Annotated in this window: 15 protein-coding genes; 6 read left to right on the top strand and 9 right to left on the bottom strand. The window is 73.1% G+C overall.

The features are described 5' to 3' along the window. Window positions 1-92: 92 nt before the first annotated feature. The gene (locus EUA93_RS04580) at window positions 93-1,277 is read right to left on the bottom strand and encodes an FAD-dependent monooxygenase (RefSeq protein WP_129399053.1); all 1,185 of its coding nucleotides are present in this window, start codon (window positions 1,275-1,277) and stop codon (window positions 93-95) included. Between the two features lie 109 nt (window positions 1,278-1,386). Here EUA93_RS04580 and EUA93_RS04575 point away from each other — a divergent pair, with 109 nt between their 5' ends. Next, window positions 1,387-2,184, top strand: coding sequence for an SDR family NAD(P)-dependent oxidoreductase (locus EUA93_RS04575; protein ID WP_129399052.1), 798 nt, complete (start codon window positions 1,387-1,389; stop codon window positions 2,182-2,184). A gap of 4 nt (window positions 2,185-2,188) precedes the next feature. On the opposite strand, the gene EUA93_RS04570 is transcribed toward EUA93_RS04575, so the two are convergent. The 3 genes from EUA93_RS04570 to EUA93_RS04560 all read right to left on the bottom strand — a co-directional run bounded on the left by EUA93_RS04570 (window position 2,189) and on the right by EUA93_RS04560 (window position 4,161). Then, on the bottom strand, window positions 2,189-3,022 hold the full coding sequence (locus EUA93_RS04570) for a DUF1295 domain-containing protein (RefSeq protein ID WP_129399051.1): 834 nt from the start codon (window positions 3,020-3,022) through the stop codon (window positions 2,189-2,191). Between the two features lie 10 nt (window positions 3,023-3,032). Next, window positions 3,033-3,473 carry an SRPBCC family protein gene (locus EUA93_RS04565; protein WP_129399050.1) on the bottom strand — a complete coding sequence of 147 codons (441 nt, stop codon included), beginning with the start codon at window positions 3,471-3,473 and terminating at the stop codon, window positions 3,033-3,035. 73 nt (window positions 3,474-3,546) lie between these two features. Continuing rightward, window positions 3,547-4,161, bottom strand: coding sequence for a TetR family transcriptional regulator (locus EUA93_RS04560; protein WP_165355056.1), 615 nt, complete (start codon window positions 4,159-4,161; stop codon window positions 3,547-3,549). Between the two features lie 96 nt (window positions 4,162-4,257). On the opposite strand from EUA93_RS04560, the gene EUA93_RS04555 reads away from it, so the two are divergent. Further along, complete coding sequence (locus EUA93_RS04555) at window positions 4,258-5,745, top strand: DHA2 family efflux MFS transporter permease subunit (RefSeq protein ID WP_129399048.1); 1,488 nt, start codon at window positions 4,258-4,260, stop codon at window positions 5,743-5,745. Window positions 5,746-5,751: 6 nt separating this feature from the next. On the opposite strand, the gene EUA93_RS04550 is transcribed toward EUA93_RS04555, so the two are convergent. Continuing rightward, window positions 5,752-6,546, bottom strand: a complete 795-nt coding sequence (locus tag EUA93_RS04550) for an SDR family NAD(P)-dependent oxidoreductase (RefSeq protein ID WP_129399047.1) — start codon at window positions 6,544-6,546, stop codon at window positions 5,752-5,754. Between the two features lie 54 nt (window positions 6,547-6,600). On the opposite strand from EUA93_RS04550, the gene EUA93_RS04545 reads away from it, so the two are divergent. After that, window positions 6,601-7,260 (top strand): HAD family hydrolase, encoded by a 660-nt coding sequence (locus EUA93_RS04545; protein WP_129399046.1) that lies wholly within the window; start codon window positions 6,601-6,603, stop codon window positions 7,258-7,260. 105 nt (window positions 7,261-7,365) lie between these two features. Here EUA93_RS04545 and EUA93_RS04535 read toward each other — a convergent pair whose 3' ends face one another. From EUA93_RS04535 to EUA93_RS04520, 4 genes are read right to left on the bottom strand one after another with little or no spacing between them, the layout of a single operon-like run. Next, window positions 7,366-7,863 (bottom strand): GNAT family N-acetyltransferase, encoded by a 498-nt coding sequence (locus EUA93_RS04535; protein ID WP_165355055.1) that lies wholly within the window; start codon window positions 7,861-7,863, stop codon window positions 7,366-7,368. A gap of 17 nt (window positions 7,864-7,880) precedes the next feature. After that, on the bottom strand, window positions 7,881-8,354 hold the full coding sequence (locus EUA93_RS04530) for a DUF2231 domain-containing protein (RefSeq protein WP_129399044.1): 474 nt from the start codon (window positions 8,352-8,354) through the stop codon (window positions 7,881-7,883). Between the two features lie 10 nt (window positions 8,355-8,364). Beyond that, a complete protein-coding gene (locus EUA93_RS04525) occupies window positions 8,365-9,057 on the bottom strand; it encodes a VTT domain-containing protein (RefSeq protein ID WP_129399043.1) in 693 nt (230 codons plus the stop codon). Beyond that, a complete protein-coding gene (locus EUA93_RS04520; RefSeq protein ID WP_129399042.1) occupies window positions 9,054-10,544 on the bottom strand; it encodes a hypothetical protein in 1,491 nt (496 codons plus the stop codon). The genes EUA93_RS04525 and EUA93_RS04520 overlap by 4 nt, the downstream gene beginning before the upstream one ends. Window positions 10,545-10,677: 133 nt before the next feature. On the opposite strand from EUA93_RS04520, the gene EUA93_RS04515 reads away from it, so the two are divergent. The 3 genes from EUA93_RS04515 to EUA93_RS04505 are packed head-to-tail and all read left to right on the top strand — an operon-like array spanning window position 10,678 to window position 13,416. Then, window positions 10,678-11,343, top strand: coding sequence for a response regulator transcription factor (locus EUA93_RS04515; RefSeq protein ID WP_129399041.1), 666 nt, complete (start codon window positions 10,678-10,680; stop codon window positions 11,341-11,343). 5 nt (window positions 11,344-11,348) lie between these two features. Then, window positions 11,349-12,680, top strand: coding sequence for a sensor histidine kinase (locus EUA93_RS04510; protein WP_129399040.1), 1,332 nt, complete (start codon window positions 11,349-11,351; stop codon window positions 12,678-12,680). A 58-nt stretch (window positions 12,681-12,738) separates the two neighbouring features. Beyond that, complete coding sequence (locus EUA93_RS04505) at window positions 12,739-13,416, top strand: phosphatase PAP2 family protein (protein ID WP_129399039.1); 678 nt, start codon at window positions 12,739-12,741, stop codon at window positions 13,414-13,416. The last annotated feature ends 11 nt before the right edge of the window (window positions 13,417-13,427 follow it).

Genomic DNA, 13,427 nt, shown 5'->3' with positions numbered 1-13,427 from the left:
CGCGCGACCAGGGTGCAGCGGGGTACGGCCAGTGTCACCCCGGACCCACCGGGCTGTCACCGCCCCTAGCGGTGTGCGTCTCGGGTGTCCTGCTAGTCGCGTACGTCGACCGGCGCGGGCGGCAGCTCGCGATCGGTCTCCGCGATGGCGGTGATCTTCGCGGTCACCGGCTCGAACACCTTGGCCGTGAAGACCTTGTCGGCGACCCGGCGCGCGGCGACGCCCACCCGGGACTGCGGGTAGGCGAAGGGGATCACCCACCGCGGCATCGTCTGCGCGTCCTCGACCAGGGGCCGCATCCAGTCCTCGTAGGCCGCGATGGCGGCCGCCGTGTCGTCGGGGTGCTGGCTGAAGGAGGACGCGAGGACGTAGCCACTGGTCAGGGCGAGCGAGGCCCCGCCGCCGCCCATCGGGGTCACGCACCACGCGGCGTCGCCGGTGAGGACGACGTTGCCGCGGTGCCACGTGCCGACGCGGACCTGCGTCAGGTCGTCGACGTACACGTCGCTCGAGGTCGCCAGCTCGTCGAGCACACGCGGCGCCTCCCAGCCGGCGTCGTCGTACCTCTCGCGCAGCAGGCCCATGGCCTCGCCGTGCTCGAGGCCGGCCAGGCCGTCGTCGTCGGTGAAGGCGAGGATCGCGCGGGTGGTGCCGCGGTTGTCGGGGCGCAGGTGCACCTGGCGGCCCTCGGTCGTGGTGAACCAGCGCCAGCGGTCGTCGTCGCTCGGCCGCCGGGGGATGGTGCCGAAGACCATCGTGACGCCCAGCGGTCGCTTCTCGACCTCGTCGCCGAACAGCCGGTCGCGCGTGCGGGAGCGCACACCTTCGGCGATGACGACGAGGTCGGCGGGCAGGCGGTGACCGCCGGCGGTGACGACCTCGTCGTCACGGACCTCCTCGATGGCGTCGTCGAAGACGAGCTCCACGCCGTCGGGCAGTCGGTCGAGGATCGCTCGCGCCAGGTCGCCGCGCAGCACCTCGAGCTCCGCCGTGGCGCCGTCCTCGCCGCCGAACGGCAGCTCGGCGACCACGTCGCCGGAGTCGTCGACCATGACGGTCCCGGTCTCGGTGGTGTTCTGCGCGCGGACCGCCTCGGTCAGGCCCATCCGGTCGAGGACGTCCTTGGCCACACCGCGTACGTCGATGTTCTGCCCGCCGTCACGGAACGAGGGTGCTCGCTCGATGACGGTGACGTCCCAGCCGGAGGAGGCGAGCCAGTACGCCGCCGACAGGCCGGCGATGCTGGCTCCTGAGATCACTGCCGTGCGGTCGGACATCGGCTTCCCTTCGAGGTGGGTCGGGTCTGTCCAGCCTTGCAGGGCGACCACACCGGTCCAACCCCTCCGGGGGTGGGGAGGGCCCCGGTGGGGATGGTGGTCTCGTGGCATGGACCTCGGCATCGCAGGCAAGAAGGCGCTCATCACCGGCGGCGCGGGCGGCATCGGCCGCGCGACCGCGCAGGCACTGCTCGACGACGGTGTCGAGGTGGTGCTGAGCGACAAGGACCCCGGCGCGCTCGACGAGGCGGTGGCCTCGCTGACGGTCTCCTCGAGCGTCCACAAGATCGCGGCCGACCTCGCCGACGAGGACGCGGCCGAGCGCCTGGCCCGCGAGGTGGCGCTGGCGGTGGGCGACATCGACATCCTGGTCAACGGCGCCGGCGTCACCGGTCCCACCGGGCTCTTCCACGAGCTCGACGACGCGGCGTTCACCGACGTGCTCGCCACCAACCTGCTGTCGGCGATCCGGGTGACGCGCGCCTTCCTGCCGGCGCTGCGGGGGAGTGGCTGGGGGCGGATCGTCTTCGTCAACAGCGAGGACGCGGTGCAGCCGTACGACGACGAGCTGCCCTACGTCACCGCGAAGGCCGGGCTGCTCGCCTTCGCCAAGGGCCTGTCGCGGACCTACGCCGACGAGGGCCTGCTGGTGAACAGCGTTTCGCCGGCCTTCATCAACACCCCGATGACCGACGCGATGATGGACAAGCGCGCCGAGGAGGAGGGTGGCTCGCGCGACGAGGCGATCGCGTCGTTCCTCGAGGAGGAGCGGCCCTACATGGAGCTCGGGCGGCGCGGCGAGCCCGAGGAGGTCGCGGCCGTGATCGCGTTCCTCTGCTCGGACCGGGCCAGCTTCGTCAACGGCTCGAACTACCGCGTCGACTCGGGGTCGGTCGCCACGTTGTAGGCGCTCAGCGGCGCGAGCGCGGCGGGCGGGGCAGGAAGAACGAGACCCGTCGCTGGTAGTCGCGGTAGCCGGGACGGTCCTCCATCTTCTTCTCGGTGCGACGCGCGCCGGTGGCGAAGACGAGGAGGTACGACATCGCGACCGGCGCCGGGAACGTCCAGGCGCCCGGTGCAGAGGCGGCGGACGCGAGCCAGGCCCCGTCCCACACCACGGAGTCGCCGAAGTAGTTCGGGTGGCGCGACCAGCCCCACAGGCCGGTGTCGAGGACCTGGAGCTCTTCCGGTGCCTCGCCGTCCTCGGACCGGTCCTTGGCGCGCTCCTTCTCCGCCATGAACCGCGACTTCTGCCGGTCCGCGATGGCCTCGACGCTCGCGCCCGCGACCATCAGCGCCACGCCGGCGGGGAACAGCCACCGCCGTCGGCCCGACGGCAGGGAGCTCGCCGCGGCCAGCTGCAGCGGGGCCGAGACGAGCAGCTGGGCGACGGCCTGGGTGACGAACACCTTGCCGACGACCGCCGGCACGGAGTCGCCCTCGAGGAACTCGGTGTAGCGGTCGTCCTCCTCGTCGGACCCGCGCAGCCGGCCGAGCATCTGGTGCTCGAGCCGCGCCGCCCAGGCCGTCGTCGCGGCGGCGAGGGTCCAGCGCCGGGTGGCGTCACCGTTGCCTACGAGGGCGCTGGTGACGGCGACCGCCGCGAGACCCGGCCCCCACACGCCGTCGGCGTAGTCGCGGCGCCCCGCCCTGAGGGCGAGCACCGCGGTGCCCGCCTGGAGCGCGGTGACGGTCGCGGCAGCGGTGCCGGCGACGCGGCGGAGGTTGCGGGTGTCGAGGTGCACAGCGAGCCGCTCAGGCCAGGCGGTTGAGGACGGTCGTCATGTCGTCCTCGGTGTCGCTGCCGATCTTCTCGAAGACGATCTTCATGATCGGGTCGGCGATCTTCGCCGCGCCCTTCAGCTCGATGACGGCCTCGTAGGTCACCCGGCTGCCGGTGCCGTCGGGGTTCGGGACGACCGTCATGGTGTCGGTCGAGGTGGCGGTGTCGTTGCGACCGACGAGGACGATCGTGTCGTCGGTCAGCTGCTCCAGCGTGTAGGTCAGCTCGGTGCTCACGCCGGCGATCTTGGAGACGTTGTGCCACGTCGTGCCGACGGCGATCGGGCCGGGCTCGTTCTGCGTGCACGACTCCGTCCCGGGGTCCCACTCCTCGGCGTTGCCGAAGTCCTTGAGGTAGGAGATCACCGTGGCGGGGTCGGGCTGGACGTCGAAGGTGCGGCTCACTGTGGTCATGCTTCGACAGTAGGCACGAGCGGCGCGCCCGGAGACCGCCCCGAGGGGTGCTCTGCGGCCGGGGCGCGGCCGCCTACAGCGCGTGCAGGTGCGCGCAGGCGGCGGCGTACGTCGCCAGCAGGTCGACCGGGCGTCCGGCGTCGCGGGCGTCGGCCCAGCGGTCGAGGGTGACCCGCACGACGAGCCCGGACGCCTCGACGGCGATGCGCGTGCCGAGGTCGTCGTCGAGCCCGAGGGTGCGGGTCAGCCGGGCGACGAGGTCGTCGGTGCGCTGGGCGTCGATCGCCACGGCTGCCTGGCGGAGCGCGGGCTCGGCCAGCATCAGGCGTCGTACGCGCAGCAGCAGCCTGCCCGCCTCGCTCCGCCCGTCGTCGAACGCGCCGAGGACCTCGCGCCACAGGTCCTCGAGCTGGTCGACCAGCGCTCGCTCCGGGCCGATGGCGTCCAGCACCTGCTCCACGCGCTCGTCGAGGTCGATGTGCCCGACCAGCGCCGCGGCCTCCTTGGTGGCGAAGTAGCGGAAGAAGGTCCGCGCCGAGACGCCCGCGCCGTCGGCGATCTGGTCGACGGTGGTGTGGTCGATGCCCTGTCGCTCGAAGAGGTCGAGCGCCACGACCGAGATGTCGTGCTCGGTCTGGCGCCGGCGTCGCTCGCGCAGTGCCGGTCCGGAGGGGGCGGGTTCGCTCACGATCGTCAGTGTAGGGAATTCTGCCGCCCACCGCCGTGTTGGCAGTGACTGACACAATTCGCGTGACGACCGACGAGCCCGAGGACAGAACCAGCAGTGACCACGACCGCCACCACCTCCGACTCCACCTCCACCTCCGCCTCGGGCGGCACCACCGACGACCCGCAGGCCTCGGCCACCGGGGGCCACGGCCGCCTCATCGCCCTCCTCGTCGCCTCCGCCTTCGTGGTGATCCTCAACGAGACGATCATGAGCGTCGCGCTGCCCGACCTGATGCGCGAGTTCGACGTGCCGGCCACCACCGCGCAGTGGCTGACCACCGCGTTCCTGCTCACCATGGCCGTCGTCATCCCGGTCACCGGCTGGCTGCTGACCCGCTTCCCGCTGCGCTCGGTCTTCGTCGCGGCGATGTCGTCCTTCAGCATCGGCACGCTCGTCGCCGCACTGGCGCCCGTCTTCCCGATGCTGGTGGCGGGCCGCGTCGTCCAGGCGGTGGGCACGGCGCTGATGATGCCGCTGCTGATCACCACGATCCTCAACGTCGTCCACCCGGACCGCCGTGGACAGATGATGGGCACCATCTCGATCGTCATCTCGGTCGCCCCGGCGATCGGCCCGACGGTGTCCGGCCTGGTCCTCGACCAGCTCTCGTGGCGCTGGATGTTCTGGATCGTGCTGCCGATCGCGCTGCTGTCGCTGGCCCTCGGCGCCGCGTGGGTGCGCAACGTGACCGAGCCGCGCGACGTGCCGGTCGACGTCTTCTCCGTAGTGCTCTCCGCACTCGCCTTCGGCGGCCTGATCTACGGCCTGAGCAGCATCGGCGAGAGCGCCTCGGGCCACACGCCCGTGCCCGTCTGGGTGCCGCTCGTCGTCGGGGCGCTCGCGCTCGCCGCGTTCATCGCGCGCCAGCTGCGGCTCGGCGACAAGGCGCTGCTCGACCTGCGCGCCTTCGCCGTCCGGACCTTCACCATCGCGGTGCTCCTCGTCGCGGTCAGCATGATGGCGCTCTTCGGGTCGCTCATCCTGCTGCCGATCTACCTCCAGAGCGTGCTCGGCCTCTCCGTGCTCAACACCGGCCTGCTGCTCCTGCCCGGCGGCCTCACCATGGGCCTGCTCGCGCCGATCGTCGGCCGGCTCTTCGACCGGGTCGGTCCGCGCCCGCTGGTAGCCCCGGGAGCCGCGATCGTCAGCGTCGCGCTGTGGGGGATGACGACGTACGACACCGCCACCGCGCAGTCGACCGTCGTCGGGCTGCACGTGCTGATGAGCATCGGCCTGGCCTTCATGTTCACGCCGCTGATGACCTCGGCCCTCGGGTCGCTGCCGCCGCTGCTCTACTCCCACGGCAGCGCGATCGTCTCCACGCTCCAGCAGGTCGCGGGAGCGGCCGGCACCGCGCTCTTCGTCACGGTGATGACGCGGGTCAGCGTCGCGCGCACCGCCGAGGGCGCGGCGCTCGTCGACGCGACGGCCGAGGGCATCCACGCGGCGCTGATGTACGGCGGTGCGATCTCCGCCGTCGCCGTCCTGGTCGCGCTGATGGTCCGACGACCGAAGGTCGCGGACCTGCCGCCCGCGCACTGATCCGGGTCAGGGCAGGATCGCGTCGACGTACCCTCCGTCGACCCGCACGGCACCGCCGGTGGTGGCGGAGGCGAGCGGTGAGCTGAGGTAGGTCACCATCGCGGCGATCTCGGACGGCTCGATGAGCCGCTGGAGCAACGACTGCGGCCGGTGCTGCTTCATGAACTCGCGCTGCGCCTCGTCCCACGGCAGGTCGTCGCCGACGAGGCTGCGCACGAAGTCCTCGACGCCGCCGGTGTGGGTCGGCCCGGCGATGACCGAGTTCACCGTGACGCCGGTGCCCGCGGCCTCCTTCGCGAAGCCGCGCGAGACCGCGAGCAGCGCGGTCTTCGACATGCCGTAGTGGATCATCTCGACCGGCGTCACGACGGCCGAGTCGCTGGCGATGCAGAGCACGCGACCCCATCCGCGGCCGGTCATCCGCGGCAGGTGGTGGCGGGTGAGCCGGACGGCTGCCAGCACGTTGACCTCGAAGAACCGGCGCCACTCGTCGTCGGTGATCTCGAGCGCCGGGCGGCTCTCGAAGATGCCGAGGTTGTTGACCAGCACGTCGACGTCCGGCATCGCGGCGGTCGCCGCCTCGAAGCCCTCGTCGGTGGCGACGTCGGCCACGACGGGTACGACGTCCGCGTCCGGCCGCTCCTCGCGCAGCCCGTCGATCGCGCGGGCGACCGACTCCTCCGACCGGCCGTTGACGCCGACGCGCGCGCCCGCCTCGAGGAGCCCCTCGACGATCGCGAGGCCGATGCCCTGGGTGGAGCCGGTGACGAGCGCGCTCTTGCCGCTGAGGTCGATGTGCATGGTGTCGACGGTAGCGTCGGTGGTGGCCCTCGCGCCGCTGGCAGACTGCGGCGCATGACCGAGACCTCCGACGGCCTGGCCGCAGTCCTGTGGGACATGGACGGCACCCTGATCGACTCCGAGCCCCTCTGGATCGCCCAGCAGTTCGTGATGGTCGAGGCCCACGGCGGCACGTGGTCGCAGGAGCAGGGGCTCGCCCTCGTCGGCTCGGACATGATGACCACCGCTGTCGCGATGCAGTCCGCGGGCGTCGACCTGGAGGCGGCACCGCTGGTGGCCGACCTCGAGCGTCGCGTCATCGAGACGCTGCGTAGGACGGTCGCGTGGCGGCCCGGCGTGCTCGCGCTGCTGGCTGCGCTGCAGGAGGCCGGCGTGCCCTGCGCGATCGCCACGACCTCGTCGCACGAGATGGCCGAGCTCGTCGCGGCGGCCGCGCCGCCCGGCACCTTCGGCGCCCTCGTCGGGGGCGAGGACGTCGCGCAGACCAAGCCCTCGCCGGAGCCGTACCTCCGCGCGGCCGAGCTGCTCGGCGTACCGATCTCGCGCTGCGTCGCCATCGAGGACTCGCCCAACGGGCTCGCCTCGGCAGTCGCCTCGGGCGCGGCCAGCCTCGCGATCCCGAACGACGCCGCGCTCCCCGAGGCCGGCGACTTCACGACCTGGCCGACCCTCGAGGGCCGGACCGTCGGCGACCTCAGGGCGCTGCTCGCCTGACCCGCCGGAGAGGTCGAAGAGTCAACCACTGAACTTGTCAGGCCTTGCAAGGGCCGACAACTTCAGTGATCCCCGGTCAGCCGGGGATCACGAGAGAAGCGGGGATCAGGAGAGCAGCTCGAAGCTCCGCCGACCCTCGGTCTCGTCGACCACCTCGTCGAACCCGAGCGCCAGGAGGAGGCGGGCCGACGCGGCGTTGGCCTCGTCGCACGACGCGGTGATCCGGGTCAGGCCCCAGCGGGACCGGAGTGCCCCGACCAGCGCGGTCGCCGCCTCGCGCGCGAAGCCCTGGCCGTGGAAGTCCGGTGAGAACTGGAAGCCGAGGTCGCCCTCGGCGGGCGACGCGGCCGGCAGGTAGACGCCGAGGTTGCCGATGACCCGGCCGAGCCCGCGGTGCTCGACCGCCCAGTCGTGCCACGCGTCGCGCTGCTCGTCGTCGAGCGCAGCCTGGGCGGCCACGTAGCTCGCCGCCGCCTCGTCGGTGTGCGGCTGGCCCTGCAGGTGGCGGCGTACGTCCGGGTGCGACTGGTAGGCGAGGAAGTCGTCGAGGTCGGTCGTCGTGAAGGGGCGTACGACGAGCCGCTCGGTGGTGATCGGCAGCACCAGCGGACCCTAGCCCGTCACTTCCCGCTGGCCACCTGGTCACCCCAGACGGCGCGGGCACCGGAGTCGCCGACGCGGTAGACCTGCACCGACGTGGCGAGCGCGGCGACCAGCGCGAGGACGCTGACCACGCGGACGACGCCGACCGAGCCCGTGCGGCCGTCACGGTCGCTCGACCTGCGACGGTCGAGCCAGACCATGGCGGCCGACAGGACGAGGAGCGGGACGGCGAACCAGATGAGCTGGTCGCCGAGCTGGGCGTGCACGCCCGGGTCGCCGACGTGCCTCTCCAGCGCCTCGCCGCTCGACGTCGCGACCGGGGTCAGTGCCGTGGAAGCCGCTGCGCACGCGACGACGAGGACGCCGTAGCGCTGGCGCCACGCAGGTCGGAGGGCGAGCGCGATGGTGCCGAGGCAGGCCAGTGGAAGGAGGACGACGACTGCGTGCACCACCAGGGGGTGGACGGGGAGGCCGTTGATGAGATCGAACATGACGTGGACGCTAGGACCGGCAACCTGCCGACAACCTGACTGCGGAGGCGGGCGGGTCGCCCTCGTCCTCGACCTCGTCGTCGCCCCCGCCCGAGGACGTACGACGACGCCGGCCGGCCAGCAGCGACGCACCGGCGGGGAGCACCGACAGCGCCACGATCCCGAGGGACAGCAGCTCGACGTGCGCGGCGACGAAGGGGACCCCGCCCAGCAGGTAGCCCGCCGCCAGCACGCCGACGCCCCACACGAGGGCCCCGATGGCGTTGTAGCCGACGAAGCGGCGGTAGGGCATCTCCCCGACCCCGGCCACGGTCGGGGTGAAGGTCCGCACGACCGGCACGAAGCGGGCCAGCACGACGGCCCTGGAGCCGTGGCGGTCGAAGAACGCGCGGGCGCGGTCGGCGTGCTTCCTCGAGAACAGCCGCGAGTCGGGGCGGTTGAAGATCCGCGGGCCCGCCTTGCGGCCGACGAGGTAGCCGACCTGGTCGCCGGCGAACGCCGCGACCACGACGCCCGCGGCCATCACGGCGAGCGGCACGTGCACGATCCCGCCGGCCACGAGCACGCCCGCCGTGAAGAGCAGCGAGTCGCCCGGCAGGAAGAAGCCGGCGAACAGCCCGGTCTCGGCGAAGACGATCGCCATGACGAGCAGCAGGGACAGGGGACCACCGAGGCCGGTGAGTGCGGCGGAGACGTCGATCATGTGGCGGACGCTAGGTCTGCCGACCTGCCAGGCACCTGACTGCCGACCCGCTTCCACACGACGTAGGGACCCACCGTCGTCGCCGGCCGGTAGCGCGCGTCGAGCACCTGCTGGGCGGTGGTGGGGTCGACGCCCCAGGTCGCGAGCGAGTGGCCGGCGACGACCACCCACGTCGGCGCGTGCCGGCCGCTCAGCACCTCGGTGAGGTGCGCCAGGGAGGAGTCGCGGACGCGCACGGGCAGGCTCCAGAGCTCGCGGTAGGGGCTGGGCAGGCCGGAGGCGTAGACGATGTCGGGGTGGCCGAAGCCGACGACCACGCTGTCGCCGGGGGTGCTGTGGCTGCGGAGGTACGCCGCGACCGCCGTGTCGTCGGCATGGCGCGGGGCTGCCGTCGCGGTGACGGCGACAGCGGCGGCGCACGACACCGCGGCCACGGCGAGGGCCACGGCCGTCGTGCGTCGCAGCCGCGCTTCGTGCTGCGCGGCGGCGACCGCGAGCAGGACCAGGCCGGGCACGAGGCCGATCAGGTAGTGCAGCCAGTAGCTGCCACCGGCGCCCACCGCGAGGAGCTCCCACGCGACCAGCGCCAGTGCCGGCAGGCGGAGGTCGGGGAGGTGCTGCCCGTCGCCGATCGCCGTACGACCACGCAGCCGCAGTAGGAGGACCGCGAGCACGAGCGGTGCCCCGCTCAGGACAGCGGCACCGAGCAGCGCGACGAACCGGTCGGACGTGCTGCTGGTGGACGAGGCCTGGATGACCGCGGTCGCGTGGGCCCGGAAGAGGACGACGGCGTGCCAGAGCCGTCCCGGCTCGGTGCCGCGCGCCTCGGCGACGACCAGGGTGGCGGCCAGGGCCGCGACGGCACCGGTCGCGACCCCTGCGGCGAGCGCGGCGGCCCGGCGGAGGCCGTACCGCCGGAGGGCGAGGAGCACCAGCACGCCCGCGACGACGAAGACGTCGACGACGTTCTGCTTGACCATCGCGGCAGCCATGCCGCTGGCTCCGGCCAGGACCGCCCAGAGGGGCGTGCGCGGGGTGGGCCGCCAGGCGTGGACGAGGGCGACCTGTCCGGTGAGCACGAGCGGCACGGCGAGCAGCTCGCCGTTGACCTCCGTCGTGCCGAAGAGCGGGGAGCTGAGGAAGATCGCGGCGACCACCGCGGGCGTGACAGTACGACGACGGGCACCGCTCGCGGCCAGGCGCGAGGCCAGCAGCACCGAGGCCACCACGGCGAGGATGCCGATCAGGCGCAGCCCGACCGCGCCGCCGAGGTGCGTGGCGAGGTCGAAGACGGTGATCAGCAGTGGCGGCCGGTCGACCCAGTAGTGCCCGTAGAGCGATCGCCCCGGCTGCCACTGCGACGCGACCAGCAGGAAGCCGCCCTCGTCGGAGCTCAGCGGCCGGTCGACGAAGGGGATCCACGCGAGCCCGGCGAGCGCCGCCAGGACGACGGTCGCCCGTCCCGTGCCGCGCGCGCCAGTGGTCATGGGGGCAGGTTCTGACGACCGACCTGCACGCGACCTGACTGGCGGGCAGACTGGCAGTCAGGTGGTGTGCAGGTACGGCGACGCATCGTCGTCGTACAACATCCCGACCCAGGTGACGAGGACGGCAGACGCGATGGCACGTGTAGGACTGTGCGAGGACGACGCGGCGATCCGTCGCGTCGTGGTCGACGCGATGCGGATCGCGGGCCACGAGGTGGTCAGTGCGCACGACGGCGGCGAGGCGCTGAGGCTCTTCGTGGACGACGACCGGCTCGACGTGGTCATCCTCGACATCGGCCTGCCCGACGCGGACGGCCGCGACGTCTGCCAGGCGCTGCGCTCGGGTGGCCAGCCCGCGCCGGTCCTGTTCCTGACCGCCCTCGGTGCCGTGCACGAGCGGCTGGCCGGCTTCAGCGCCGGCGCCGACGACTACCTGCCCAAGCCCTTCGAAGTGCTGGAGCTGATCGCCCGCGTCGAGGCGCTGGCGAAGCGTGGCCGGCTCGTCGTGGCCGAGGCGCCGACCGACCTCGTGCTCGACCCGGCCCGCCACGCGATCGCCTGCAACGGCCGGGAGTCGCTGCTGACGCCGACCGAGTTCCGGATGCTCGCCGCGATCACGTCGCGCCCCGGCGAGGTCGTACGCCGTCGTGCCGTCGTCGCCGCCGCCTGGCCCCACGGCGGCATGGTCAGCGACAACACCGTCGACTCCTACGTCCGCAGGATCCGGGTCAAGCTCCGCGAGGTCGACTCGCCGCTGGAGCTGACCACGGTCCGAGGGGTCGGGTACACGCTGGGATGACCTCCGTGGACCGCCTCCTGCGTCGCGTCGCCCCGCGCTCCTTCCGGGGCACGATCGTCGCCTCGACCGTCGGCCTGATGAGCATCGCCATGGTGGTCGTCGGGCTCGGCATCCAGGTCGTGCTCGGCTTCGCTGCGCAGCGCGACATCCGGCAGGTGCTCGACGACCGGTCGGCGGCGATGGTCACGGTCATCGAGCAGGCATCCGCGACCGCGCTCGCGGTCCCGTCCGATGCCCTCGAACCCGGCATGGTCGTCTACGACGCGTCCGGCACCCGCGTCGCGGGCTCGGTCGAGTCCGAGGTGCGCGACGCCGCCGACGACCTCGGCACCACCGACGTCGTCCGCACCGTCCAGGGACCGTCCGACGAGCAACGCCTGCTGGGCACGCCGTTCACCACGCCCAGCGGCGACTCCGGCGTGCTCGTCGTCAGCCAGGAGACCGGGCCCTACGAGCGGTCCGAGCTCTACGCCCTGCTCGCCACCATCGTGCTCGGCCTCGTCGTGATCGGCGTCGCCGCCGTGATCGCGCTGCGGGTGACGCGCCAGGCGCTGCGACCGGTCACCCAGATGGCCGACCGGGCTGCCGAGTGGAGCGAGCTCGACCTCACCCACCGCTTCGCCCTCGGCCCACCGACCAACGAGCTCGCCGCACTGGGCGAGACCCTCGACCACCTCCTCGACCGGGTCGCCTCCGCGATCCGCTCCGAGCAACGGCTGACCTCCGAGCTCGCCCACGAGCTCCGCACTCCGCTCACGGCGATCCAGGGGTCGGCCGACCTGGCCCTGCTGAGGGGAGTCGAGGACGAGGCGGTGCGCGAGGACCTGCGCCAGATCTCCGCGTCCGCGCGCGACATGGCGGGCGTCATCTCGACGCTGCTCGACATCGCCCGCGACGGTACGACGGTGGGGCGCGAGCAGGCCTGCCGGATGGCCGAGGTGGTGCCGGGCCTGCTGGCCGCGGCCGGCGACGACGTCGAGGTGGTCGACCGGACCGCCGGCTCCACCGCACGCATGGCCGCGCCGGCCGCACTGGTCGTCCGTGCCGTCGCACCCGTGGTGGGCAACGCTGTGCGTCACGCCCGCCACCGCGTCGTCGTCGACGCGACCGACCACGCCGACCACGTCGAGATCGTCGTCCGCGACGACGGCCCCGGCGTCACCCCCGCGCTCCGGGAGACCCTGTTCGAGCCCGGTGTCTCCGGCTCCGACGGCGGCGCGGGCCTCGGCCTCGGCATCGCCCGCCGGGTGGCGCGCTCCTTCGGCGGCGACGTCACCCTCGACCCCGGTCCCGACGGTGCCGGCGCGACCTTCCGGACCTCGGTGCCCCGCCGCTGAGACCACCCGTTCGCCCGCCCGTCACCCGGGTGCCGGGTCGTCGCGGTAGGAATGCCGCGTGACACGTTCCGGGAGCCCGCGGCCGTGGCCGGCCATCGGCGCGACGGCCGTGGCGCTGGCCGTGCTCACCGTGCTGGTGGCGACCGGGTGGTCACCGCTGGAGCGACTCGACGAGTGGCTGTCGACGCACGCGTTCGACGCCACCCACGGCCACGACGGCCGCACCGCGGTGTGGACCGCCGTCACCGTCTGGGGCGGACCCGAACCGATGCGGTTGCTGCTGCTCGCCGCCGGTGTGGTCGCGCTGGTCGTACGTCGCTGGCGCACCGGCGCCTGGCTCATCGTCCTGGCAGTCCTGGAGGGCGTCGTGGCGCCCGCGTCCAAGGACTTCCTCGCACGTCCCCGGCCGGCGTGGCCCGACCCGATCACGGTCCTGGCGTCGACGTCGTATCCCTCCGGGCACGCGACGGCAGCCGCCACCGCGGCCGTGGCGATCGCCCTCGTCGCGCGACGGACCGCAGTGACCTGCTCGTGCCTGCTGGTGGCCGTCGCGGTGGCCACCAGCCGGGTCTTCCTGGGGGCGCACTACCCGAGCGACGTGGTCGCCGGCCTGCTGCTCGGCGCGCTCCTCGCCTCGACGACGTACGTGCTGGCGATGGCGGGTCGACCGTGGACGGACGGGACGCGGAAGACGACCGGACCCGGCCTGGAGGGGCACCGGGTCCGGCCGTCCTGACCGCCGCGGGG

Origin of the sequence: Nocardioides oleivorans (assembly GCF_004137255.1) — a bacterium.
In the GTDB taxonomy this organism is placed as follows: domain Bacteria; phylum Actinomycetota; class Actinomycetes; order Propionibacteriales; family Nocardioidaceae; genus Nocardioides; species Nocardioides oleivorans.
The sequence above is the reverse complement of the archived record's forward strand: the minus strand, read 5'-3'. Positions and strand labels throughout refer to the sequence as shown.